Source organism: Hymenobacter sp. YIM 151500-1 (assembly GCF_025979885.1).
Taxonomy (GTDB): Bacteria; Bacteroidota; Bacteroidia; order Cytophagales; family Hymenobacteraceae; genus Hymenobacter.
Window position 1 is genome coordinate 1,451,965 of record NZ_CP110139.1, and the last position, 23,208, is coordinate 1,475,172.

24 protein-coding genes are annotated in these 23,208 nt (G+C 59.8%); 16 read left to right on the top strand and 8 right to left on the bottom strand.

Features of this window, described 5'->3' with window-relative positions; all coding sequences use genetic code 11:
• The first annotated feature begins 693 nt into the window (after nt 1-693).
• The 7 genes from OIS53_RS06015 (at nt 694) to OIS53_RS06045 (ending at nt 4,553) form a co-directional block, all read left to right on the top strand.
• Nucleotides 694-1,257, top strand: a complete 564-nt coding sequence (locus OIS53_RS06015; protein WP_264681498.1) for a type III secretion system effector protein — start codon at nt 694-696, stop codon at nt 1,255-1,257.
• A gap of 18 nt (nt 1,258-1,275) precedes the next feature.
• On the top strand, nt 1,276-1,890 hold the full coding sequence (locus OIS53_RS06020; protein ID WP_264681499.1) for a hypothetical protein: 615 nt from the start codon (nt 1,276-1,278) through the stop codon (nt 1,888-1,890).
• Nucleotides 1,891-2,077: 187 nt separating this feature from the next.
• Nucleotides 2,078-2,683, top strand: coding sequence for a hypothetical protein (locus OIS53_RS06025; protein ID WP_264681500.1), 606 nt, complete (start codon nt 2,078-2,080; stop codon nt 2,681-2,683).
• A gap of 3 nt (nt 2,684-2,686) precedes the next feature.
• Complete coding sequence (locus tag OIS53_RS06030; protein ID WP_264681501.1) at nt 2,687-3,010, top strand: hypothetical protein; 324 nt, start codon at nt 2,687-2,689, stop codon at nt 3,008-3,010.
• A gap of 277 nt (nt 3,011-3,287) precedes the next feature.
• Nucleotides 3,288-3,584, top strand: coding sequence for a hypothetical protein (locus OIS53_RS06035; protein WP_264681502.1), 297 nt, complete (start codon nt 3,288-3,290; stop codon nt 3,582-3,584).
• Between the two features lie 34 nt (nt 3,585-3,618).
• Nucleotides 3,619-3,834: a hypothetical protein gene (locus OIS53_RS06040; RefSeq protein ID WP_264681503.1), complete on the top strand. Its 216-nt coding sequence runs from the start codon at nt 3,619-3,621 to the stop codon at nt 3,832-3,834.
• A 173-nt stretch (nt 3,835-4,007) separates the two neighbouring features.
• The gene (locus tag OIS53_RS06045; protein ID WP_264681504.1) at nt 4,008-4,553 is read left to right on the top strand and encodes a hypothetical protein; all 546 of its coding nucleotides are present in this window, start codon (nt 4,008-4,010) and stop codon (nt 4,551-4,553) included.
• Nucleotides 4,554-4,900: 347 nt separating this feature from the next.
• Here OIS53_RS06045 and OIS53_RS06050 read toward each other — a convergent pair whose 3' ends face one another.
• Together OIS53_RS06050 and OIS53_RS06055 are read right to left on the bottom strand one after the other, a co-directional pair.
• Nucleotides 4,901-5,380 carry a YciE/YciF ferroxidase family protein gene (locus tag OIS53_RS06050; RefSeq protein ID WP_264681505.1) on the bottom strand — a complete coding sequence of 160 codons (480 nt, stop codon included), beginning with the start codon at nt 5,378-5,380 and terminating at the stop codon, nt 4,901-4,903.
• 596 nt (nt 5,381-5,976) lie between these two features.
• Nucleotides 5,977-6,447 (bottom strand): hypothetical protein, encoded by a 471-nt coding sequence (locus OIS53_RS06055; protein WP_264681506.1) that lies wholly within the window; start codon nt 6,445-6,447, stop codon nt 5,977-5,979.
• A gap of 257 nt (nt 6,448-6,704) precedes the next feature.
• Between OIS53_RS06055 and OIS53_RS06060 the strand changes: the two genes are divergently transcribed.
• Both OIS53_RS06060 and OIS53_RS06065 read left to right on the top strand, forming a co-directional pair.
• Nucleotides 6,705-8,147: a DNA/RNA non-specific endonuclease gene (locus OIS53_RS06060; RefSeq protein ID WP_264681507.1), complete on the top strand. Its 1,443-nt coding sequence runs from the start codon at nt 6,705-6,707 to the stop codon at nt 8,145-8,147.
• A 613-nt stretch (nt 8,148-8,760) separates the two neighbouring features.
• A complete protein-coding gene (locus tag OIS53_RS06065) occupies nt 8,761-9,921 on the top strand; it encodes an MFS transporter (protein ID WP_264681508.1) in 1,161 nt (386 codons plus the stop codon).
• Between the two features lie 112 nt (nt 9,922-10,033).
• Here the strand turns inward: OIS53_RS06065 and OIS53_RS06070 are convergent, their stop codons facing one another.
• The 6 genes from OIS53_RS06070 to rsmA all read right to left on the bottom strand — a co-directional run bounded on the left by OIS53_RS06070 (nt 10,034) and on the right by rsmA (nt 16,292).
• Nucleotides 10,034-11,683, bottom strand: coding sequence for a M28 family peptidase (locus OIS53_RS06070; protein ID WP_264681509.1), 1,650 nt, complete (start codon nt 11,681-11,683; stop codon nt 10,034-10,036).
• A gap of 145 nt (nt 11,684-11,828) precedes the next feature.
• On the bottom strand, nt 11,829-12,362 hold the full coding sequence (locus OIS53_RS06075) for an endonuclease V (protein WP_264681510.1): 534 nt from the start codon (nt 12,360-12,362) through the stop codon (nt 11,829-11,831).
• 48 nt (nt 12,363-12,410) lie between these two features.
• Nucleotides 12,411-13,232 carry a nuclease A inhibitor family protein gene (locus OIS53_RS20370; RefSeq protein WP_319805480.1) on the bottom strand — a complete coding sequence of 274 codons (822 nt, stop codon included), beginning with the start codon at nt 13,230-13,232 and terminating at the stop codon, nt 12,411-12,413.
• 205 nt (nt 13,233-13,437) lie between these two features.
• A complete protein-coding gene (gene greA / locus OIS53_RS06090) occupies nt 13,438-13,911 on the bottom strand; it encodes a transcription elongation factor GreA (protein WP_264681511.1) in 474 nt (157 codons plus the stop codon).
• 557 nt (nt 13,912-14,468) lie between these two features.
• Nucleotides 14,469-15,422, bottom strand: a complete 954-nt coding sequence (locus tag OIS53_RS06095) for an NAD(P)-dependent oxidoreductase (protein ID WP_264681512.1) — start codon at nt 15,420-15,422, stop codon at nt 14,469-14,471.
• A gap of 81 nt (nt 15,423-15,503) precedes the next feature.
• Nucleotides 15,504-16,292: a 16S rRNA (adenine(1518)-N(6)/adenine(1519)-N(6))-dimethyltransferase RsmA gene (rsmA, locus tag OIS53_RS06100; protein ID WP_264681513.1), complete on the bottom strand. Its 789-nt coding sequence runs from the start codon at nt 16,290-16,292 to the stop codon at nt 15,504-15,506.
• A gap of 254 nt (nt 16,293-16,546) precedes the next feature.
• On the opposite strand from rsmA, the gene OIS53_RS06105 reads away from it, so the two are divergent.
• The 7 genes from OIS53_RS06105 (at nt 16,547) to OIS53_RS06135 (ending at nt 23,177) form a co-directional block, all read left to right on the top strand.
• Complete coding sequence (locus OIS53_RS06105) at nt 16,547-17,998, top strand: leucyl aminopeptidase family protein (RefSeq protein WP_264681514.1); 1,452 nt, start codon at nt 16,547-16,549, stop codon at nt 17,996-17,998.
• 248 nt (nt 17,999-18,246) lie between these two features.
• Complete coding sequence (pdxA, locus tag OIS53_RS06110; protein ID WP_264681515.1) at nt 18,247-19,299, top strand: 4-hydroxythreonine-4-phosphate dehydrogenase PdxA; 1,053 nt, start codon at nt 18,247-18,249, stop codon at nt 19,297-19,299.
• 458 nt (nt 19,300-19,757) lie between these two features.
• Entirely contained in the window at nt 19,758-20,126 is a 369-nt protein-coding gene (locus OIS53_RS06115; RefSeq protein WP_264681516.1) for a helix-turn-helix domain-containing protein, read from the top strand.
• Nucleotides 20,127-20,203: 77 nt separating this feature from the next.
• Nucleotides 20,204-20,737, top strand: a complete 534-nt coding sequence (locus OIS53_RS06120) for a YceD family protein (protein ID WP_264681517.1) — start codon at nt 20,204-20,206, stop codon at nt 20,735-20,737.
• 56 nt (nt 20,738-20,793) lie between these two features.
• A complete protein-coding gene (gene rpmF, locus OIS53_RS06125; RefSeq protein WP_264681518.1) occupies nt 20,794-21,018 on the top strand; it encodes a 50S ribosomal protein L32 in 225 nt (74 codons plus the stop codon).
• A 140-nt stretch (nt 21,019-21,158) separates the two neighbouring features.
• Nucleotides 21,159-22,100 (top strand): phosphate acyltransferase PlsX, encoded by a 942-nt coding sequence (plsX, locus tag OIS53_RS06130; protein ID WP_264681519.1) that lies wholly within the window; start codon nt 21,159-21,161, stop codon nt 22,098-22,100.
• A 63-nt stretch (nt 22,101-22,163) separates the two neighbouring features.
• Nucleotides 22,164-23,177: a beta-ketoacyl-ACP synthase III gene (locus tag OIS53_RS06135; RefSeq protein WP_264681520.1), complete on the top strand. Its 1,014-nt coding sequence runs from the start codon at nt 22,164-22,166 to the stop codon at nt 23,175-23,177.
• Nucleotides 23,178-23,208: the final 31 nt, after the last annotated feature.

The following is a 23,208-nucleotide window of genomic DNA, read 5'->3' on the forward strand; positions in this document are numbered from 1 at the left end:
CGTATTTGAGACCCTAGTAGAATTATACTCGACTGATATACAAGCTCCTCGAGACTGGGCAGACATAAGTATGGTGGACGCCAGAAGCCAACGTAATGGATTACTGGAGCGCTTAGCTAGTTCACGAGAGTTAACCTCCGCTCGAACAGGCACGCTTGTTTCTTCTATTGGACACCATTTAGATAGCCATTGGGCCGATTATATTGAATTCCCTGTAAATAATCCGGAAAAACGGCGACGGATAGAGCAGTTGCACGCTGAACTAGAGAGCATCTTGAAAGAGGTAGCTCCAATTAATAATGCTTTGCAATAACATTGCTGGTGACACGACTATTGACAAGCTATACTCTCTGCATCATCTATAAGTGGTTGCCATCCCGTCTGATGCTAGCCAATGCAAATGAGGGCAACCAATAACAACTAGACTCGCAACTGCTGCGCCAGCACCACGGTGGAGCGCTTCGACAGCCGCGGCCAGGACGGGGAGCCCAGTTGGTGGGTCTACATCGAGCTGGCCCCCGAGGAAATGGGCAAACAGGCCGGTGGGGCGCCGGGCCGTTCGTTATGCCGCCCCCGCGCAGCTATGCGTATGTCGCTCAATCGTTGAACGAGGCAGAGACGCCTTCCTCTAAATCGGATAAATCGAACCTCTCAGCGACATTAGGATCTACTATGCATCCCGAGCTAGCTGCTATGCTGGGGCATTCTATTGTGCTAGAACGAGCGAGCGGTGAAGAAGGACTTGATTTGTTTGAAGAGGCAGTAAAAGCAGATTTGCAAAAAATTTACGCTACTCCAACCGGCCGTGCATTACTACAATCTTTACATGCATCTGGTAAACAAACCACTATTTCCTATGCTTTTGATGGATTAAATCGGGCAATCATTCCTAAAGCTCACGCCGAGCAATGTTACTATAAAGCGGACGGCATCACTCCAGAAAAAGGCTTGGGCTTAACAATAGCATACAATCCGGCTCGGGAGGTAATTGGCGAAGAAGCATGGGCGAAACGTCCTCCCGCTATTGGGCTGGCGCACGAGCTTATTCATGCTGAGCAAGCGGCCTACGGTAGAATGCGAGAAGGTATGGGTACTAACCCAGGCCGCATAAACCGTCTTGATCCAACCAAACCAGCCCAAGCCCCTGTTTTAGAACTCGAAACCGTAGGTGTGCCGCCACACGATGATTACCACGTCACTGAGAACAAAATACGCCAAGAGTGGACTCCCACGCAGCCTCTGAGAACCCAGTATTAATCTTTTACCTTACACTCAATGAATACCGCCACTCAAATAATGTCTACAGTCGAAACGCTGACAGTCGCAAATGTAGACTGTACACTTAATGTAACAGTTATGCAGTTGACGCCAGAAGTGCTGGAGTTACGTTACCAAATCAAGAACACGGCTGCCTACCCTATCTATCTATGCAACCGCTTATATAAAAACATCGAGTTTGACGCCAATACTCAGCGAAATATTTACATGGTTGAGCCCAATCTTGCCAACATTGTGCTAGATGGTACCAGCGTCACGGTGGGTAAAGCAGTAGTGGATGTACCCCGGTGGGTGCTGGTAGAGGCCCTACAAATTCCCTGTTTAAGCCGCATACTGCCTCAAGAAACTTACACCGAAGTCTTCCAAGTGCGTGAGCCACTCATGCCGTATACAGTATATGAACCTGGTCCGCACCGGGGAAACATTATTACTTGTACGCTTTATTTCAAATTAGGATATTTTCTTGCCGGACCTTCCATCGAAAGTTCAATAGATATAGTCAACACACCAGTAGGGCCTGTTCACCACACCGCCCCCTTCCCGGCAAGCGAACAAACTACAATTACAGTTGGTCCTTTTGCGAAGCAGGTACAAGTAGTCAGCGAGGAGTAATCCAATGTAGATTAGTAGTCCGTAGAAGAATCAGGTTCTGCCACACCTCTTAAAGCCTCTGCTTCAGTTAAAGCAGGGGCTTTTCCACATTCCTGAGCATCTATTACCCTTATAGTTCTCCTCGCAACTGTGGTACCCCGGCTAACAGCCTAGACGGTAGGTCTACATCGAGCTGGCCCCCGAGGAAATGGGCAAACAGGCCGGTGGGGCGCCGGGGCCGTTTGTTATGCCGCCCCCGCGCAGCTATGCGTATACGCCGCCTGTGGCCGAGCCGGGGCCGGTGGCACCGACACCAGTTATCACTTCTCCTCCTGAGGAAGTTGCTCCTAACTACAGTACTGTTTCAATGGACCCCGATTACGAAGGTGAAGAAACAGGCGCTGTATGGGGAACCAAGGTGCAATATCTATCCGAAGAACAACGGAAAGCATTTGAACTCAGCGTTGATTCGGATGGGAAACTACGCAATGCAAGTGGCGAATTGTTCGACACACAGGGTGCAGGAACCGTTACAGGAAAGGGTAAGGCCATTTTTGTTATGTCTCCTGATGGAAAGATATATGCCTCATTACATCAACAAGCTGGAATTTTTCATCATTCCAGCTTCTTATCTGGTGCACCAGTTGCTGCAGCAGGGGAAGTAGAAGTGCATAATGGTGTAGTTAAGATGGTTTCTAACCGTAGCGGACATTATATGCCTGATCAATCATTCACCTACCAGTTTATAGAGCAACTTTGGCGTAGAGGTGTTAAAGGGACTGAAAACATACATGTTGTAGACTTTGATCATTAATCCATGAAAGACTTAGGCCCACGCAACATTCTACGTGTTCCACTGCAACTGCTGTGGGAGCTTCCTGACATTCGTCAAAGAATTGAGGAAAATACTTCGGAGATGAAACAGGATCTTTCTAAGTGGTTTGCGCAATACGAACCCGAAGTACAACACAAACTCTATCAGCAGCTTTCTTTAGCTACTGCTGATGTGAGCTTCGATTATACTTCTGTATTAAAGAATGTAAAAACTAATAATTCAGATATTATTTTCTTTTTCAATTTTCTTCAAGATGTTATTGAATTGTATTTTCAAGATATTGTGACTAACAAAACAAATTCTTAAAGTTAATGTGAGCAACATTGTGAATATTGAAAAGCTGGCTTCAATAAATACTATGGAAATGATAGTGGAGGCCGGCTCAAAAGAGTTATTTCTCGGCACATTACTTTAGTCAGCTGAATTACACTCCATCTTTTACTATGGTAAGCGGCGTACATTGAGGCATATTTGCTTACAGTGTGGGCAACAAACAGAAACTGAATTCGCCTTTGGTAGAATCATTGGTTTAGGGCCTTTATCCCGACAGGGATTTAAAGAGAACAGAGCTCAACTTGATGTTGTGGGTCGTCTTTTCAATCAATATCTCCATCATAAAGTAGATGGTAGTGGCTTTGAGTCCTATCTGTATTTAAGTAATGATAACCCCGAAAAAGGTGCATTGCTAAACGTTTTCTATTACCGGTGCGCACATTGTCAAGCGCAGTATCTAGTATTGTATCAAACACAACTCAAGGATGACCGCCCTCTTTTTGAGCCCAACGAAATTTTAATCAAAAGCATCTATCAGGTCGCGTTTGATCATGATAAGCTAACAGAAATATTAGAACTCCCTTCCGCTACACAGGCGGCTAACTAATCGACTATATTACCGGGGCCGCCCCCGCGGCAAGGTGTGCTGGGGCCGCTGGCAGCTGGTCACCAGCCGCCTCACGCTGGCCCAGTACGAGGAACTGCAAGCCCTGGCCGCCTCCTCCACGGCCGTCGTCGACGCCCACGTCACCTTCCTGCGCTCGGACGGCCAAGGCACGCTGAGCACGCTATGGGGCCGCAACTGCTGCGTGAGTACCATGCTACAACGCTTCGACAGCCGCAGCTCAGTTGAATAAAAGTCCAGCTAGGCCGTGTGCTTCTCGCTGACCGCGGAGGAGATGAGTGAACAGGACAACACTGCACCGGGGCCATTTATCATACCTTACCGAGGATAACTGATTGATAAAAGAACTGTATATAAAATAAACCGCATTTTTTTAATTCAAACTATCCTAACTTCAAAAATATTATGTCCCAGCAAGAAGAGCTAAGCTTAGCAAGTATTTTAAATGAGTATGACAATATGTTAAATAACACATCAAAATCAGTAGGTATCGAATTACAGATCAAACAAGAATCATCATTAGTGAAACGTGTTTATGAGGAAATACAATGGCGCGGCCTACCCGACGAATCCAAGCAAGAGAAAAGAAGGGCTGCGTTATCTATTCTTGAAAAGTGGTCTTTTGAAGACGGCAAACAAGATTCGCTAGTGTATGAGAGAAGCATCGTAAGCTTATATGATTCTATAGAAAAAGTGCTGTCACAGCAACTACCAACAGCAACGCTCTTTCTTAGAATCAAAGCCATTTTGTTAATAGAGCGAATTTTCATCAATGAAAAGAGAGACTTAAACTCTATCAGGCATATGGATTATTATATCTGGGAAAATGTATTTAAGGAAGCTCAGTGTGAGCATAACAATATCTTTGAGGAAATAGGACTTGACGCTGTAAACAAGCACTTTACAGCCATGTATAGGGCTTGGCCAAAAAGACCCTATAAGGATTTATAAGCCAGCTTTTTTAGCATCGGCTCATATACTTTTCTCTTCCGCTCACACCCCTACCTCCACCCCAACGGCCAAAACCTACCCTTTAGGGCCGCAATGCCTGCGTCTGCCACCTCTTCAGCTACGACAACAAGCAGCGGCTACACTATACCAAAAGCGGGGAGCAATCCGGTGCGCTACCAGGTTGCTCCCCGCTTTCGTGTTCTGCTAAACCTGACGTAGAGCAGCAGTTGTCAAATCACCGTCCCACGTAGGTCGTCTGGCTCCCCTCTCTCCTATTCCACGCATCAAGCGGCGTAGAGGGCCGGCCCCGGAGGAGGCACGTGAGGCCCTGGCAACACGAATCCGGCTTAGGCCGACCCCATGATGTGCTCGGCAATCCGGGTGTGCTGCTCGTCGGCTTGCTTGGCTTCGTCGAGGCAGGCTTGCAGGTCCTGCTCGGTCTGGCCCAGGCCGGCCTGGGCGGCGTAGGTGCGTAGCGTGCCGAAGGAGGCAATCCAGTAGTGCAGGGCCAGCTGGCCGGCGGCAATGATACCCAGGTCGCGCGTCGTGTCGTCGGGGGCCTGCTGCCGGATTTTTTGGCTGACTTCGTAGTGGGCTTCCAGGATAGGGTTGCGCTGCTCTCCGCTTCCGCCGGCTTCCTGGTGGGCCCGCTCGATGCGGGCGGCCCACTGCTTGGCCGTTTCGTTGCCTTGTTCCAGTGCCTGCTTGAGCTGGGGGTTGCGCACGTCGTTCTGGATTTCGGCCGTAGCGCCGGCTGCCACCTGGCTGCCGGCTTTCAGGGCGGCCAGGCCCTGCTGAATGAGCGTTTTCAGTTGTTCGTTTGCCATAGCGTGGTGATGGTTGGAGTGGTGAATGTGCGTAGAGTGGTACGGACCAGAGAGCACCAAGGCCGCCGCAAAGCGGGATTTTTTACCCCCGGCAGGCTGCACCAATAGCCTCTGTCCGGCAAAGTACCACACCTGAAACTAGACACGCTGGAACCTGAAAACCACCCCACTACGCTACTGAAACGTTGGCTGTAGAGGCAAGTATGCGACACTACGTCGCTTCTGAGGCGCTGCACCAGCAAAGTAGCTCAACCAGACGGAATCTAATTTGAAACTTCTAGTCTCCAATCAAAGAAAGTAGGCTTGGATAGCTTGGGCTGGCCTAATATGCCCATCAAAGGCAGGTTATTCCCAGCACTTAAACAAAATTCCGGACTACCCAATACCTGCTCTACCAGCTTTAAGCGGTTGCTTTGAGGTATTTTATTTGAGATTTGAAATAAAATACCTCAAAGCAGCTGCTCATTACCATATGATGCCCTATTCGCGCGACATGCTTGGGCTGCACTCAGCAGACCGGCCTTGTTCGGTGCTGGCTGTCCACACGGCCTGGTGAAGCCTCAACCCACTGCGCTCGGTAGCTACTAAGAGCTAGGCTATTGAGCGGCTGAGGTGGCGTATTGTACCGGCCCGCCTAGCTCTCGGGCAATGGCTTCCAGCTCCCGCCAGTCCCAGCTGTTGCCACCGCCGCGGTTGGAGCGGCGGGTTGGATACCCAATATGCTCGACCTCTCCACCCAAATACAAGCGCAGCACTACCGTGCGGCCTATTACCATGCCTGTTACGCGGAAGGGATGACCAGGTAGCTCCAACACATGGGTGGAGACAGTGAGCAGGTCTTTGTCGCTGTGCGCAATGCTGTAGCCCCGCCCTACGAGCACCTGCGCTAGCCGCCGCCACCCCGCTTCAGGCGTGTCGGTCAGCTCTACCAGAATGGTATCGTCGGTGCGGGTAGGGGTGGCGTGGGCGCCTGGCACCAGGTTTATGGGCTGTACCCGGACCACCGTCTGAGCCTGGGCTAGCTGAAAGAATACGGCAGTTATGATGAGGCAGCATAGTTTTTTCATGCCGAAAGATATTCTCCTTTCCTGTCTCTCGGCTCTTACATAGACGCTGCCGATGACGCCTGCCCGGAGTATAGACGCAGTATCTTGCACCTCGGCATCCGCACGGTCAGAACAACCTGCACCGGCTCGATTGGCTGTAGAGACGCGACCCTTGGCTGCCCTTTCCCATCTGCTACACGCCGCTCCGTCGACGCGGATACCGCAGCATCTCGCGCCACCCATGCCCTATGGAGGGGGTGAACCGTGTATCTTGCCCCATGCTTCGCCCTGCCTCCCTCCTGCTGCTGGGTATTACCCTGGCCTGCTCCCAGCCCGACACTGCTTCCTCTGCCGCGGCCCCGCCCGCCGAAGCGCCGGCTAACCAGGCCGCCCCGCGCCTCACCGAAACCTTTGAAACCGGCAGCAAGAGTGCCTACACCCCCGCCGAGGAAGCCCTCGGCACTGGCCGCTGGCTGCTCGACGATGCCCTGCTGGGCTCCTCCGACCAAGACCACAAGCGGGGCCGGCAGGCCGCCCGCCTCCGCGGCCGGGGCCGCCTGCGCATGGCCTTCGACGCCCCGGCCGGCGTGCGGCTGATTCGCATCAGCTCGGCCGCCTACGGCCAGGACCCGGCCAGCACCTGGGAGCTGTGGGCCAGCCAGGACGGGGGCCGCAGCTACCGCCGCCTCGGCCAGCCCGTGCGCACCCAGGGCCCGCGCCTGGTGGTCAGCGCCTTCCTGGCGCCCACGCCGGCCCCCCTGCGCCTGGAAATCCGCAAAACCGACGGCAGCCCCGCCCGCCTCAACCTCGACGACATCGAGCTGGCCACCACCCCCGACCCGGCCGCCGGAGCCCCGGCGGCCCCGGCCGCGGCTTCGCCAACCGGCTCCGGCTCCCCGCCCTCCGCTGCCCCGTCATCCGGTCAGGCCACCAGGACCCTGAGCCCCCAGGACTTGAAATCCCTGTCCGACCACCTGTTGCTAGGCAACCCCAGCGGGGCCACGGCCAGCCTCAGCTCCCCCACCAACTACCTGCTCAGCAAGCCCCAGTACGCCGTGGGCTACAACGCCCAGCGCGGCACGCCCACCTGGGTAAGCTGGCACCTGAGCCCGGCCTGGATGGGCTCGGCTCCTCGCCAGGACGACTTCCGCCCCGACCCCGCCCTGCCCCGGCAGTTCTACGCCGTTACGCCCCGCTCTTACAGCGGCTCAGGCTTCGACAAGGGCCACAGCTGCCCCAGCGGCGACCGGACCTTCGACCTGGACGATAACTCCAACACCTTCCTGATGACCAACATGATACCGCAGGCCGGCAACAACAACCAGCGCACCTGGAGCGCCCTGGAGGAGTGGACCCGCCAGCAGGTGCGCCAGGGCCAGGAAGCCTACATCATCATGGGCTGCTACGGCAAGGGCGGCACCGGCGCCAACGGCTACGCCACCACCCTCGACCAGGGCCGCGTCACCGTGCCCGCCCGCATCTGGAAAGTGGTGGTGCTGCTGCCCGAAGGCCCCGACGACCTGCGCCGCATTGCCGCCGGCCAGGCCCGCATCCTCGCCGTTGACACCCCCAACGACCAGTCCGTCAGCCCCGACTGGAGCCGCTACCGCGTGTCGGTTGCTATTATCGAGCAAGCCACCGGCCTCGACCTGCTCAGCCAGCTGCCTCCAGAGGTGCAGACCCGCTTGCAGAAGAAGGTGGATACCGGGCCGGTACGGTAGAAGCCTCACGCCCCGGCTCTGCAGCTGCCTGATGCGCAGTATCCCGTGGAGAGGGGGAGCCTGACGACATTATTCTACGCCGCCCCTCCGGCTGGCGCCTCCAGCACGGCTATCAGTTAGCACTAGCCTAGTAGTTGGCTTACAAGCAGATTTAGTGAGAAGCCGCGTAGCGGCCGAAAGGTTTGTAGAATAAAAAGCATATTGGAACGAAGCGCCGCATAGCAGTACAAGATACATCCGGATGGTCCAGGCGTCTCTTGCACCGCTACGCGGCGCGGAAACTGATCTTGTGCATTGGGCTACAAACCTTGGGGCCGCTATGCGGCCGGCCGCCACCCATTGCGGCCTTTTGATTGCTGCTTGCCAAATTAGCCAGTAGCCGTTCCGCAGGGGCGGCGTCGAACGACTTGGCGTTTGGCTCCCCACTCCACGGGATACTGCGCATCAAGCGGCGCGGGCCCAACCATAACCTCACCCGCCAACTCCCGTATCAACTCCCGATATTCGCTCCGCGTCCCACCGCGCTATCCTTCTGACTTCCACCCATTCCGCCTTACCGTGGGCGCAATGGGTATTTTTTTGACTAGCCGGCTGCTGGGCAGCTTTCATACGAATGTCTATTCACACCCTTTCCGTGGCCTCTTCCCGCCGCACCACACACCGCGTGGCCGTGAGCGTGGCGTTCTTGTTTCAGGGCCTGTGCTTTTCGACCTGGGCCTCCCGCATTCCCAGCGTGCAGCAACGCCTGGGCCTCTCCGACGCCGAGCTGGGCGGGGTGCTGCTGGCCGTGCCCGTAGGCCTGCTGATTTCCCTGCCGATTTCGGGGTGGCTGGTGGCCCGCTATGGCAGCCGTACCCTGGCCGTACTGGGGGTGCTGCTCTATGCCGCCACTCTGCCTCTGCTGGGCCTGGCCCCCACCACGCCCTGGCTGGTGGCGGCCCTGGTGCTCAACGGCCTGGTCAGCAACCTGGCCAACATCAGCGTCAACACCCAGGCCGTAGGCGTGGAGGCCCTCTACGACAAGTCCATTATGGCTTCCTTCCACGGCATCTGGAGCCTGGCGGGCTTCGGCGGGGCGGCCCTAGGCTCTTTGATGATAAGCCAGCACGTGGCCCCATTGCCGCACTTTACGGGCATGGCGGCGCTGGTAGCGGCCGGGGTGCTGCTGCTCCGTCCCTACCTGCTCCCCACCGACGCCCCCCGCCCCCAGGGCCAGCCCATCTTCGTGCTGCCCGATCGGCCCATGCTGCTGCTAGGGCTGCTGGCGTTCTGCTCCCTGCTCTGCGAAGGCACCATGTTCGACTGGAGCGGGGTATATTTCCGCAAGGTGGTGCGCGTGGAGGAGGCTCTCACTGGCGTGGGCTTCACCGCCTTCATGAGCACCATGGCCGCCGGCCGCTTTATTGCCGACTGGTTTACGGACCGGTTTGGGCGGGCCCGCACCTTGCAGGTTAGCGGCCTGCTCACGGCGGGCGGGCTGCTGCTGGCCGTGGCTCTGCCCCAGCTGGTGCCCGCCACAGTGGGCTTCCTGCTGGTGGGGCTGGGCGTGTCGTCGGTGGTGCCGCTGGTGTACGGGGCGGCGGGCCGCAGCCGCACCATGGCGGCCGGCGTGGCCCTGGCCGCCGTGTCCACGGTGGGCTTCGCCGGGTTTCTGCTGGGCCCGCCGGTTATCGGCCTGGTAGCCGGCCTGAGCAGCCTGCGGGTGTCGTTTTCGATTATTGCCCTGATTGGCCTGAGCATCGCCCTGCTAGCCCGGCAGGTGGAGGAAGAGTAGCTATGTAGTGCTGCAGCGCGAACTGTGCAGTTCGCGTATCGGCCGGGTCGTTACAACGATTGTCGTTCTACCAGTCCGGCCGATACGCTAACTGCACAGTTCGCGCTACAGCTTACAGCCTGCTTTCCCCGAAGAAATTGCCCTCGTTCCACGTGGGGCGCTTCGCGTCGTTGGCTACCAGATAGCCCAGCAGAAAGTTGAGGCGGGTGTAGAGCTGGCCGGCTTGCCAGTCGAACTGGCCGTTGAGGTCGTCCTGGGGTTTGTGGTAGGTGCGGGCCCGCCACGCTTGTACCAGCTGGCTCAGGTTGTTTTGCCCGTCGGCGGTGCGGTTGCCGTACTTGATGTGCACGGCCGGCACGCCCTGAGCTACGAAGGAGTACTGGTCGGAGCGGATGAAGCGGTTTTGCGCGGGCTCGGGGTCGGCCTCCACGGTCAGGCCCAGCAGGCGGGCGGCTTCGGCCACGGGCGCGGCCAGGGAAGAGTTTTCGGCACCCAGCGGCACAACGGACAGCAACGGGGCAATGATGGTGGGCATGTCGGTGTTGATATTAGCCACCAGTTGGCGCGGAGGCGCGGGCGGGTGCTGAGCCAGGTAGGCCGAGCCCAGCAGGCCCAACTCCTCCCCCGTCACCAGGGCCAGCAGCACCGAGCGGCGCGGCGGGGTGCGCAGACGGCGGTAGGCCCCGGCAATTTCCAGCACGCTGGCCACGCCGGTGGCGTTGTCGTGGGCCCCGTTGTAGATGGAGTCGCCCTGCACGGCCGGGCCCACGCCCAGGTGGTCGAGGTGGGCGGTGTGCACCACGTACTCTTCGCGCAAAGCCGGGTCGGAGCCACTGATTTTACCTACTACGTTATAGCTCTCGAAATCCTGGTGGCGGCTGCGCTGGCTGGCCGCTACTTGCCCAACCAGCCCCACCGAAGCCGGCCGCCCGGCCCGCAGCGAAGCCAGGGCGCGGGCCGTGTCGGTGGCCGCGCCCATGAACAGCTGGTGCAAGGTGGCTGCACTCACCGAGCCCACCACCCGCAGCTGGGGCCCGGCGTAGGTCCGGGACACGGCCACGCGGCCATCAGTGCCCAGCACGCTCACCTGCCCGCGGGACGCTTCGGGCAGGCGGGCGGCGGGCTTCACGGAGGCCAGCAGCACGCCCACGGCTCCGTGGCGGACGGCGGTTTGCAGCACCGTGAGCAGGTCGGTGTTGTAGAGGCGCACGGCGTCCGGAAACTGCCGGGGCTCGATGCCGCGCGTCACCACCACCATTTTGCCCTGGGCGTCGAGGCCGGCGTAGTCGTCGTAGCCCAGCTCCGGCGCCGAAATGCCCAGGCCGGCAAACACCACCGGGGCTTCTACCTGGGTGCTTGTCTCGCCGGGGTTGGGGTAGCAGGTGAAGTCGGTGCCGTAGGTGAGCGGCAGGTTGAGTGTGGAGCCGGCGGCTTGCAGGCGCAGCGTAGCGCCTGGCTCCGTGAAGGCCCGCCGCAGCCGCACGGTTTGCAGGTAGGTGCCGTTGTCGCCAGCCGGCTCCACCCCGTATTTCCTGAGCTGGTCGGCGGCGTAGTTGGCCGCCTGGCGGTAGCCCGGCGTACCCGGCTGCCGCCCCTGCAGCCGGTCATCGGCCAGGTAGCGCACGTGGGCTTCAAATGCCTTGGCCTGGATGCCGGCCAGGGGTTTGCGGATGGGCTTGGGCATCTTGGGCGCAGCCGTTTGGCCCGCGGCCGGTAGGGAGCTAACCAGGCATAGCCCGGCAAGCCACAGGAGGTGTTGCATGGAAAAGTGAATCGCGGAGTACACGGATTTCTGAATTGTGCGGATTTCGGTGACGAAGCAGCCGGCTTACCATGACATAACTAAAAAACGACGTCACCACAATCCGCGCAATCCAGAAATCTGCAATTCAGATTGAAATGACAGCTTACGCAAGAGGCGGCAGCGGGGCGGGCCACTGGCGGGTGAGCTGGTCGAGCTGACGGAGCAGGGTGGGCACGCGGTGCGGACCGGCCATGTGGCGCACGTAGTCGGCTGCTACGTCAGCGGGCAGCCCGCAGCTGGTCACAAACAGCAGGTTGCCGCTGGTGCCGCGCAGCACCTCCCGTACCTGCCGGCTGAGGGGCGAAAATCGGGTTTTGGCCACGCCTACCACCGGCACTTGCCGCCCCAGCGCCTCATACACGTGGTAGCCCAGCCCCGGCCGGTCATCCTCGCCCAGCCACACGTAGCCGTCGACTATTAGGGCTTGCGCGCTGCTGAGCGGCACAGGCGGCATGTCCAGCAGCGCCAGTATGCAGGGCAGCTCCCGCCGGTAAAAGGCGCCGGGCTCATACTCGGCCAGATTCTCCAGTACCACCGACGTGCTGCTGTGCAGCAGCTCACTTTCCCAGTGTTCAAACGCCACGCACACGGCGTTGGCGCGGCCGGCCTGGTAGTGCACATCAATGGCGAGGAGCATGAAGGCGCAAAGATATACAACGGCCCGAAGGCCGACCGTACAGCTTATCTAGGTTTCGGTCAGCACGGTTTTGAACCCGGCCAGCTGCCCATCGGCGGTTTTGCCGAGCACGTACACCGGCACCTGGGGGCCCTGGCCGAAGCGGTACACCTGCACGCCCTCCAGCTCCTGCTTCAGGTACATTTGCAGAGCTTTGAAGCGGTTGGCTAGCTCGGGGTTGCCGAGCACGCCGTTGTCGGCGGTGTGGTTGCGGAGGAAATACGTCAGCTCCTGCTTTTCAACCGGCGTGCCGACGGGCTGCCCGGCCAGCTGGGCCACGGCCGCGTCGGTGAGCGGACCCGCCGGAGCCGGCAGACTTACCGCCTCCAGCGGCGCCTCCGACTCACTTACGTAGTACAGCCCCTGGGTTAGCTCAGCCAGCGGGCCGGCCCCGGCGGGGGCGTCAGCTGCATCCGCTGCGTGAGCTTCACCCACCTGGGCCACGGCCGCGCCGATGGCGGCGGCCAGCTCCTGCATGCGCTCCGCTGCCACCTTGATTTTGGGGTTGGCAAAGTTCATATCTGATACCTTGCTCATGGGTATCAGGTGAATGTGGGCGTGGGGTACTTCCAGCCCGATGACGGCCACCCCGATGCGGCGGCAGGGCACGGCCTGCTGCACGCCCAGGGCCACGCGCTGGGCAAATTGGTGCAAGGCCGCCAGCTCCTCAGCCGGCAAATCGAAGATGTAGTCTACCTCCCGCTTGGGAATAACCAGCGTGTGGCCTTCTACCAGGGGCGTAATGTCCAGAAAAGCCAAGTGGTGTTCGTCCTCGGCTACTTTGAAGGCGGGCAGCTCGCCCTGCACGATGCGGGTGAAGATGGAAGGCATTTTTTAGATGCGAGAAGTGAGAGGCGAGAAGTGAGAAATGGCAGAGACGCGAATTAGCTTCTTGTTGTACGCGCCGTCCACCGTGGTTGTCCACGACGAGACGCAAATATGCGTCTCTACGGTCAAGCGGACGAAGTTGCCCGCAAAAAGAAAGAGGCAAGACCCAACCAGTCTCACCTCTCACTTCTACCCTCTCACTTCTCTATCAACGGCTGATTTCCAGCACTTCAAACTGCAGCTTACCGGCCGGCACGGTAATTTCGGCCGTATCACCAACGGACTTGCCCAGCAGGCCCTTGCCGATGGGCGACTTCACGGAGATTTTGCCGGCGGCCAGGTTGGCTTCTTCTTCGGCCACCAGGGTGTAGTCGAGCACCATGTTGTTTTTCAGGTTGCGGAGCTTCACCTTGCTCATGATGAGCACTTTGCTGGCATCCAGGTTCGACTCGTCGAGCAAGCGGGCGTTGCCCACAATTTCTTCCAGCTTGGCAATTTTCAGCTCCAGCAGGCCCTGGGCTTCTTTGGCCGCGTCATACTCCGCGTTTTCACTCAGGTCGCCTTTGTCGCGGGCTTCGCGCAGCTGCTCGGCTGCTTCGGCCCGGCCGCGGATTTTCAGGTCTTGGAGTTCTTCCTTGAGTTTCTGAAGACCTTCGGGAGTATAATAGTTGATGGTAGCCATGATGGGGTGATGTAAGCTCAAAAAAACAAGGAGAACGGCCAGCTGCGCTGGCCGTTCTCCCCGAAACAGGTTTAGGCAAATATACGAAAGGTTGGGAAAAGTAGGTAGGGACTTGGGGTCTTAGGGGCTTAGATGATGTGCCGTACCTCATCCTGGTGGCGCTGGCGGCAGACTTGCCAGCAGAGGTGGTGCGTCCGCCCGCCGGGAGATGGGGCCAGTCTTCCAACTAGCGGCTAGCTCACCTCTGCGCCATGTGGGCTCTGGCGCAGCTAGAAGACTGTAACGCGAAGTTGTACTTCGCAACGTGTCAGAACGAAATCGTGCGGCAACGCTCTAACGCGTCGCGAAGTACAACTTCGCGTTACAGTCTTCTAGCGTAGGAGGTTGACCCACACGGCGCAGACGCGAGCTGGCCGCCTGCTGCGGCCGCCAGTCGAGAGACTGGCTCCATCCACCGGCGGGCAGACGCCTCGCCAAAGGCGAGAAGTCTGCCGCCAGCGCCACCAGGATAACTCTGTTTCGTTGAACGTCATCTAAGCTCCTAAGACCCCAAGACCCTAAGCCCCTAAAGTCAAAAACTCCCCGATTTTGCGGGCCAGCACCTGGTTGATACGCTCGTAGCTCTGGAAGCTCCAGCCGCCGATGTGGGGCGAGAGGATGACGTTGGGGGCGGTGCGCAGGTAGTCGAAGCGGGCTTGCTGCTCGGGGGTCAACGTGGCAAGCCGCTCGTTTTCGAGCACGTCGAGGGCGGCGCCGCGCAGCTGGCCGGTTTGCAGGCGCTGCACCACGGCGGCATGGTCCAGCACTTCGCCGCGGGCCGTGTTCAGCAGCCACAGCGGGTTGCGGAAGCCGGCCAGCAGGTCCTCATTTACGAAATGGTGGTTGGCCTCAGAGTAGGGAAAGTGCAGGCTGAGCACCTCGGCGCGGGCTTGTAGCTCCGGCAGGCTTACCAGCGTGGCATGGTGGTCGGGGATGCAGCGCGCATCATGGTCGTGGGCCAGCACCGTGCAGCCAAAGGCCGACAGGCGGCGGGCAAACGCCCGGCCCATGTGCCCGTAGCCGAGCAGCCCAATGGTCTTCCCTCCTATTTCCTCGCCCCGGTTGGCCTCGCGCCGCCACTGCCCGGTGCGCACCTCCTGGTCGGCACGTACGATGTTGCGCAGCAGGGCCAGCAGCAACCCCACAGCGTACTCACCCACAGCGTCCCGGTTGCCTTCAGGGGCGTTGAGCAGGGTCACGCCGGCCGCAGCCAGGGCCTCTTCATCAATATTGTCTACCCCAGCTCCGGCCCGCGCCACGAAGCGCAGCTGTGGCCCGTGGGCCAGCAGCTCCCGCGTCACGCGCACTTTAGAGCGCACGATGAGCCCCTCGTACGGGTGCGCCGCCAGGGCCGCCGACACTTCGGCTGCCGTGAGGTCGGGGCGGTAATGAAGCTGCACGCCGATGTCCTGCATGTAGTCGGGCAGGCTGGGGTGCATGTCGTCGACGACGAGGCAGAGGGTGGGTTTCAATTAAAATTTGAGAATTAGAATTGCTTTGTTATCACACTACCAACCTTTGCGCTTTACCTCTGCGAACCTCAGCGAGAAACCTCATCCGGCTTTGTGCAGGTCAATGTGCTTGGTCAGCTCCACAAACTCCGCCACGCCCAACTGCTCCGCCCGCTTGTCAAACACGGCATCCGTGGTAGCCTCGGCCGGCAAGCCAAACGGTTTCAGCGCGTTGCGCAGCGTCTTGCGGCGGGTCTGGAAGGCCTGCTTCACTACCTGGAAGAACAGCTTTTCGTCGCAGTCCAGCCGCTCGGTGGCGTTGCGGGTGAGGCGTATCACGGCCGACTGCACCTTGGGCGGGGGGCTGAACACGTGCGGAGGCACCGTAAACAAGTAGTCGATGTCGTAGAAGGCCTGGAGCAGCACGCTCAGGATGCCGTAGGTTTTCGAGCCGGGACCTTCGGCGAGGCGGTCGGCCACTTCCTTCTGAATCATGCCCACGCACTCGCGCACCTGGTGGCGGTGGGCCAGCACCTGAAAGTAAATCTGGGAGCTGATGTTGTAGGGAAAGTTGCCAATGATGCTCAGGGGCTGCCCGTCGTAGAGCTGGCCCAGGTCCATCTTCAGGAAATCCTGGGAGAAGATGCGCCCTTGGAGCGCCGGAAAGTGCTGCCCCAGGTAGGCCACCGATTCCCGGTCGATTTCCACCACCGAGGTGCGGTACTCCAGGTGCTGGAGCAGCGTCTGGGTGAGCACGCCCATGCCGGGCCCGATTTCCAGTACCTCCCGCACCCCGCCCGGCAGGCGCAGGGCCTCCACGATATTGCGGGCAATGTTGAGGTCGGTGAGAAAGTGCTGCCCGAGGTGCTTTTTGGCTTTAACCGAATCCAAGGATGAGGAAGTTAGAAAGTTGGGGAGGTAAAAAGCTAGAAAGTTGAACGGCTTGGAAGCTGCGAGCGAGAAACGAGGTAGAGATGCGTCGCGGCTTACCAATGAGGCGGCCACCAGCACCGCGCGGCAGTGCAGCACTTTCTAACTTCCCAACTTCTAAACTCCTAAACTTTCAAACTCCCTACCTTCACGGGCCCAAAGATACGCCGGCCGCTCCCGTTTCCTTGCGGCGGCTGGCTTTACCGAATTGCCTTATGCCCCTGCGTCTTTCTCACGCCCCCACCGCGCCGGCCGCGGCCGATACTGTTTTCATCTTGCCAGCCGGCACCACGGAGCTGCCCGCTAGCGCCGCCGCCGACCTGCCCGAAGCCGCCCGCCTGTATGTAACCCGCCAGCTGGCCGCTGATCAAAAGCTCATTTCCCTCAACCACTACTCCCACCAGCACTATTTTATGGTGGCCGAGGCCAAGAAAACGCCTGAGCTAGCCGCCGAAGCCCTGCGCCGGGCCGGCCACCAGCTGCACGGCCACCTCAAAACCGCCAAAGTACCGCACCTCTACGTGCACGACCTGACCGGCACCGGCGCCCTGCCCCTGGCCGAGGGCCTGGCCCTCACGGCCTACCAGTTCGAGGGCTACAAAACCGACGAGAAGTCGCGCCGGCCCGCCGACTTGCAGGAGCTGACCCTGATAGGCGACGCCGTGACGGCCGAGCAGGTGCGGGAGCTGGACGGCGTGCTGCGCGGGGTATTCCTGGCCCGCGACCTGGTGAACATGCCCTACAGCCACCTCAACGCCACCCAGCTGGCCCAGCAGTTCGGGCAAGCGGGTCAGGAGGTTGGCTTCCACGTGGAGGTGCTGGATTTGGTGCGCATCGAGGCCCTGCGCATGGGGGGGCTGCTGGCCGTGAACCAGGGTAGCCCCGAGCCGCCCACGTTCACCATCATGGAATACAAGCCCGAAGGCGCCACCAATGCCAGGCCCATTGTGCTGGTGGGCAAGGGTGTGGTGTTTGACACGGGCGGCCTCAGCCTCAAGCCCACGCCGGGCAGCATGGACCTGATGAAGTGCGACATGGCCGGCGCGGCCGTGGTGGTGGGCGTGCTGGCGGCCCTGGCCCGCAACCGGGTGCCCCTGCACGTCATTGGGTTGGTGCCAGCCACCGACAACCGCCCCGGCGGCCCCGCCGTGGCCCCCGGCGACGTCATCACCATGTTCAGCGGCCTCACGGTGGAAGTGATGAACACCGACGCCGAAGGCCGCCTCATCCTGGCTGATGCCCTGGCCTTTGCCAAAAAGTACGACCCCGAACTGGTGCTCGACTTTGCCACGCTCACCGGCTCGGCGGCCCGCGCCATTGGCATCGAAGGCATTGTGTGCATGGGCACGGCCGAGGAGGAAGTACTGACTAAGCTCAAGCAGGCCGGCCACCGCACCCACGAGCGGCTGGTGGAGTTTCCGCTCTGGGACGAGTACGCCGACCACATCAAGAGCAGCATTGCCGACATCAACAACATCGGCAAGGCCGAAGCCGGCGCCATTTCGGCCGGTAAGTTCCTGGAGCGTTTCACCGAGGGCTACCCCTGGGTGCACTTCGACATTGCCGGCCCCGCCTTCCTCACCGCCCCCGACTCCTACCGCGGCAAAGGCGGCACCGGCACCGCCGTACGCCTCACGGTTGAGTTTTTGAAAGGGCGAGCCAAGTAAGAACGTCATGCAGAGCACAGCGAAGCATCTCGCGTGCTGATGTTAGAAAGTATTGTCCTGCTCTATCTGGCGTCCGCTTGCCGAAGCATCTCTACCGCGGGTAACTCTCATCATGTGCAGACGAAGCGGAAGAGATGCTTCGACTGCGGCTGCGCACCCTGGCTTGATGCGCCACATGCTCAGCATGACCGTTTACCTGTCACCTGTTACTTGTCACCTGTCACCACATCACCACATTACCCCCACAAATGCTTCCACGCATTGGTATTTCCGTCGGCGACCTGGCCGGCATTGGTCCAGAAATCATCTATAAAACCTTCCAGGACCAGCGCCTGCTGAAGCTATGTACGCCGGTGGTCTACGGCACGGCCGCCGTGCTGTTCGACGACTTCCCAGCCAGCCCCGACCATGAGCCGCTGACCTTCCGGCAGGTGCGCGAGGCCGCCGATATTGCCCCCGGCAAGCACAACGCCGTAACCTGCTGGGACGAAGACTTCACGCTCACGCCCGGCCAGCCCAGCCAGGCCAGCGGCACGGCCGCCCGCCAAAGCCTGCTGGCCGCCGCCCGCGACCTGAAAGCCGGCCTGCTCGATGCCTTGGTCACGGCCCCTATCAGCAAGGAAAATACCCAGGCCGACGACTTCCGCTACCCCGGCCACACCGAGTTTCTGACCAGCTTCTTCGGAGCCAAGGAAAGCCTGATGCTGCTCGCGGCCGACGAGTTGCGCGTGGCCACGGTCACGGGCCACATTGCTTTGAAAGACGTACCCGGCCGCCTCACCCCGGAGCTGCTCACGGCCAAGCTGCGCATCCTGCTGCATTCTTTGAAGCAGGACTTCGGCATTGATAAGCCCCGCGTGGCGGTGCTGGGCCTGAACCCCCACGCCGGCGAAAACGGCCTGCTCGGCACCGAGGAAGCCGCCGTGGTGACGCCCGTGCTTCAGCAGTTTCAGCAGGACGGCCACCTCGTCTACGGCCCCATTCCCGCCGATGGCTACTTCGGCACTAGGCAGTTCCGGCAGTTCGACGCTACGCTGTCTTTGTACCACGACCAGGGCCTGATTCCGTTCAAAACCCTGGCCTTCGAGCGGGGCGTCAACTTCACGGCCGGCCTGCCCGTCATCCGCACCTCTCCCGACCACGGCACCGCCTACGGCCTGGCTGGCAAGTACCAAGCCGACGAAACCTCCTTTCGCGAAGCCCTCTACCTGGCTTGCAACCTCGTGCGCCAGCGGCAGCGCCTGGCCGAAATTAAGCCCCTAGTGCCCGGCCCCGCCCCCCGCGGCGGCCGCCACGAGTAGATTCGGTTGCAACTCATGCGACAAAGCCCGTTGTGGTGGCTCCAGCCAGTACAGCGGGCTTTGCAGTGATAATAGAGCGAGCAGAACGACCAGCCCCAGCGGGGCGACACCACCAAGCGTAGGTGTCGCTCCGCTGGGGCTTTGTCGTTCTGTTGCTTTCGTGTTTCTACCGACATGCCGCCCCATTGGGACTGGTCGTTCTTTATTACGTCAGGCTCCCCCTCTCCTTTTCGGAGAGGAGGCTGGGGGTGAGATGCCACGGCTGCAAACGCCAGCACGCCAGATGCTTCGACTGTGCCATTGCATGAAGTCCTACATTTCCCACCTCTGCATCTATCTTCTCACTTCTACACATCTTCTTTCCAAAATCGAAATTTTATTTGTCGTTTTAGAATTACGCCGTACTTTTGCGGCCACCTAATTCAACCCCACCGTGGGTTAACCACTTTCTCCTCCGTATGACGCTTCACACCCCCGCTGACTACCGGACCGCCCTGCGCCGCCTGGATGCGTTGGTAGCTGCCGGTGTGGAAGGCAACGCCGCTCTGGAAGCTGAGCTACGGGAGCTGATTGCGGCCCTGGATACGTACGAAGGCAAGCTCGGCCTGCTACCCATTCCCAATTTGCCGACCTCCCTGGCCGAAATGATTGAGCTGAAGCGCCAGCAAATGCGGCTCAAGCAAAAGGAGCTGGCTCAGCTGCTGGAAGTGCCCGCCGGGCGCCTCTCGCAGATATTGAGCGGCAAGCGCCGGGTGACGCTCGACCTGGCCAAGCGCCTGTACGAGCGGCTCGGCATTCCGCCCGAGTTTATTCTCAAAAACGCCTAGCCTGCTCCTGCTGCCCGTTCGTTGGTATTCGATACCAGGGAAATCTTTCTACTTTTGCCCCCTGCTACAAGCGCCCCGTGAAGAAGGACTCGCAATACGACATCAACATTGCCAAGCTGGCCGATAAAACGCACCACTTTGCGTTTGAGCTGGACCGCGCCTTTTTTGAGCAGTTTGAGCAGCAGCTCATCCCCGACGGCCGTGTGCACGCCGATGTCACGCTCACCAAAACCGACCGGCTCATCACCGTCGATTTTGACCTGCAAGGCACCGTGCGCCAGGTGTGCGACCGAAGCCTGGACGAGTACGACCAGGAGGTAGAAGCCCACGAGCAGCTGCTGGTGCGCTTCGGCGACCAGAACCTGGAGCTGGACGACAACGTGCTGCAAATTACGCCCGACACCCAGGCCCTGCCCCTGGCCCAGCACCTGTTCGACTACATCGGGCTGGCCCTGCCCATGAAGAAGCTGCACCCGCGCTTCCAAAACGAGCCCGACGACAACCCCGACGCCGATGCCAAGCTCATCTTCAGCACTCGCCCCGAAGGCGGCGAGGATGACGACAACGACGACATCGACCCGCGCTGGAACGCGCTGAAAAACCTGAATTAGCTGCCGCTGCGCCTAATTCCTACTTTTTAATTCCTAATTCTTAATTCCCTTCAAAAATGGCCCATCCTAAGCGCCGGACCTCCTCCGCTACCCGTGACAAGCGTCGTAGCCACTACAAGCTGACTCCCAAGCCTGTTACAACCTGCCCCACCACCGGCGAAACCCACCTGCGCCACAAGGCCTACGTCGTGGACGGTGACCTGTACCTGAACGGCAAAGTGGCCATCAAGAACTATGCCCCCGTGGCGAGTGCCGCTGCTACCGACACCGACGAAGAATAGCGTCGCGCCAGCCGCTCACTGCTTTCTTGCTGCCTGGCCCGCCCTAGCACCTGGCTCCCGTTGGCTTCTGCTGCCCAACGCGGAGCCGGGGGGCGCCGGCAGCCGCAGGTTTCTCTCCCGGACCCTTTGATACCTCGTTCATGAAGATAGCCCTGGACGCTATGGGGGGCGACTTTGCCCCGCAGGCTGCCGTCGATGGGGCAGTGCTGGCCGCTGCGAAGCTGGCCGGCAAAGCCCAGATAGTGTTGATTGGCCAGGAAGACGCCGTGCGTCCGCTGCTGGCCCAGCACGGCGACGCGGCCGCCACCCTTGTGCTGCAACCCGCCTCCCAGATCATCGACATGGGAGAGCACCCTGCCAAAGCTTACCAGCAAAAGCAGGATTCCAGCATTGCCGTGGGCTACCGCATGCTGCACGCCGGCGAAGTAGAGGCCTTCTGCTCGGCCGGTAACACCGGCGCCATGCTCGTGGGGGCCATGTTCAGCGTCAAGCCCGTGCCCGGCGTCATGCGCCCGGCCATTGCCAACTTCGTTCCGAAGCTGAGCGGCGGCCTGGGCATCATGCTCGACGTGGGGGCCAACGCCGAGTGCAAGCCCGAAATGCTGGAGCAGTTCGGCGAGCTGGGCTCCCTCTACGCCCAGTACGTGCTGGGCATCGAGCGGCCCAACGTGGGGCTGATGAACCTGGGCGAGGAAGAGGGCAAGGGCACGGCCATCACCCAGGCTGCGCACCAGCTACTCAAGGTGAACCCCCACGTGCACTTTATCGGCAACATCGAAGGGCGCGACCTGTTCAATGGCAAAGCCGACGTGATTGTGTGCGACGGCTACACCGGCAATGTGCTGCTGAAGATGGCCGAGTCCATCTACGACATCATGGCCGAACGCAACCTGCACGACCCGTTCTTCGACAAATTTAACTACGAAGCCGTGGGCGGGTCGCCCATCCTGGGCATCAACGACAACGCCATTATCGGGCACGGCGTGAGCACCCCGCTGGCCATCAGCAACATGCTGCTGCAAGGCTACCAAATGGCCAGCTCCGGCATCGCCGACCAGATAAAAAATACCTTCAAGTCCTAGTCTCAGCGACAAAGTCCGGCCGCGAGCCGGACTTTTCATTGCCGCGTTTTCCGCCTTCTTGTAATGAAGATTACCGCTGCCATCACCGGAGTGGGCGCCTACGTGCCCGATTACGTGCTTACCAACCAGGAGCTTGAAACTATGGTTGAGACGACGGATGAGTGGATTATGAGCCGAACCGGGATTCAGGAGCGGCACATTCTAAAAGGCGAAGACCAGGGCACGTCGGTGATGGGCATCAAGGCCGTGGAGCAGCTGCTGGCCAAAACCGGCACGGCGGCCGAAGACATCGACCTCGTCATCTGCGCCACCACTACCCCTGACCTGGTGTTTCCGGCCACGGCCAACATCATTTCGGCGGCTGTGGGTGCCACCAAGGCGTTCAGCTTCGATATGCAGGCGGCCTGCTCGGGCTTTATGTACGCCCTGGCCACCGGCGCCCAGTTTATTGCCACCGGCACCTACAAAAAAGTGGTAGTAGTGGGCGCCGACAAGATGTCGAGCATCATCGACTACACCGACCGCGCCACCTGCATCATCTTCGGCGACGGGGCCGGGGCCGTGCTGCTGGAACCCAACACCGAAGGCCTGGGCCTGCTCGACCAGGAGCTCCACTCCGACGGCACCGGTGAACAGTACCTGCACCAGAAAGCCGGTGGCTCGCGCCGCCCGCCCTCGGCCGAAACCGTAGCGAACCGGGAGCATTTCGTGTACCAGGAAGGCGCCGCCGTGTTCAAATTTGCGGTGAAAAACATGGCCGACGTAGCCGCGCAGGTGGCTGAGCGCAACGGCCTTTCGGCTGATACCATTAATTGGCTAGTGCCCCACCAGGCCAACAAGCGCATCATCGACGCCACGGCCCAGCGCGTGGGCATCGGGCCGGAAAAGGTGATGCTTAACATTCACCGCTACGGCAACACCACCAACGGCACCATCCCGCTGTGCCTGGCCGACTACGAGCAGCAGCTGCGCAAGGGCGACAACCTGATTGTGGCGGCCTTTGGTGGCGGCTTCACCTGGGGCTCATTGTACCTGAAATGGGCTTACGACCCCAAACCCGACCCTGCGGTGGCCTAACTTCAGGCGGCGCGCAACCGGAAAACCTCTA

Coding starts and splice junctions, on each gene's coding strand:
- OIS53_RS06015 (WP_264681498.1), top strand. CDS start 694: ATGCTGGGGCATTCTATTGTGCTAGAACGAGCGAGCGGTGAAGAAGGA.
- OIS53_RS06020 (WP_264681499.1), top strand. CDS start 1,276: ATGAATACCGCCACTCAAATAATGTCTACAGTCGAAACGCTGACAGTC.
- OIS53_RS06025 (WP_264681500.1), top strand. CDS start 2,078: ATGGGCAAACAGGCCGGTGGGGCGCCGGGGCCGTTTGTTATGCCGCCC.
- OIS53_RS06030 (WP_264681501.1), top strand. CDS start 2,687: ATGAAAGACTTAGGCCCACGCAACATTCTACGTGTTCCACTGCAACTG.
- OIS53_RS06045 (WP_264681504.1), top strand. CDS start 4,008: ATGTCCCAGCAAGAAGAGCTAAGCTTAGCAAGTATTTTAAATGAGTAT.
- OIS53_RS06050 (WP_264681505.1), bottom strand. CDS start 5,380: ATGGCAAACGAACAACTGAAAACGCTCATTCAGCAGGGCCTGGCCGCC.
- OIS53_RS06055 (WP_264681506.1), bottom strand. CDS start 6,447: ATGAAAAAACTATGCTGCCTCATCATAACTGCCGTATTCTTTCAGCTA.
- OIS53_RS06060 (WP_264681507.1), top strand. CDS start 6,705: ATGCTTCGCCCTGCCTCCCTCCTGCTGCTGGGTATTACCCTGGCCTGC.
- OIS53_RS06065 (WP_264681508.1), top strand. CDS start 8,761: ATGTCTATTCACACCCTTTCCGTGGCCTCTTCCCGCCGCACCACACAC.
- OIS53_RS06070 (WP_264681509.1), bottom strand. CDS start 11,683: ATGCAACACCTCCTGTGGCTTGCCGGGCTATGCCTGGTTAGCTCCCTA.
- OIS53_RS06075 (WP_264681510.1), bottom strand. CDS start 12,362: ATGCTCCTCGCCATTGATGTGCACTACCAGGCCGGCCGCGCCAACGCC.
- OIS53_RS20370 (WP_319805480.1), bottom strand. CDS start 13,232: ATGCCTTCCATCTTCACCCGCATCGTGCAGGGCGAGCTGCCCGCCTTC.
- greA (WP_264681511.1), bottom strand. CDS start 13,911: ATGGCTACCATCAACTATTATACTCCCGAAGGTCTTCAGAAACTCAAG.
- OIS53_RS06105 (WP_264681514.1), top strand. CDS start 16,547: ATGCCCCTGCGTCTTTCTCACGCCCCCACCGCGCCGGCCGCGGCCGAT.
- pdxA (WP_264681515.1), top strand. CDS start 18,247: ATGCTTCCACGCATTGGTATTTCCGTCGGCGACCTGGCCGGCATTGGT.
- OIS53_RS06115 (WP_264681516.1), top strand. CDS start 19,758: ATGACGCTTCACACCCCCGCTGACTACCGGACCGCCCTGCGCCGCCTG.
- rpmF (WP_264681518.1), top strand. CDS start 20,794: ATGGCCCATCCTAAGCGCCGGACCTCCTCCGCTACCCGTGACAAGCGT.
- plsX (WP_264681519.1), top strand. CDS start 21,159: ATGAAGATAGCCCTGGACGCTATGGGGGGCGACTTTGCCCCGCAGGCT.
- OIS53_RS06135 (WP_264681520.1), top strand. CDS start 22,164: ATGAAGATTACCGCTGCCATCACCGGAGTGGGCGCCTACGTGCCCGAT.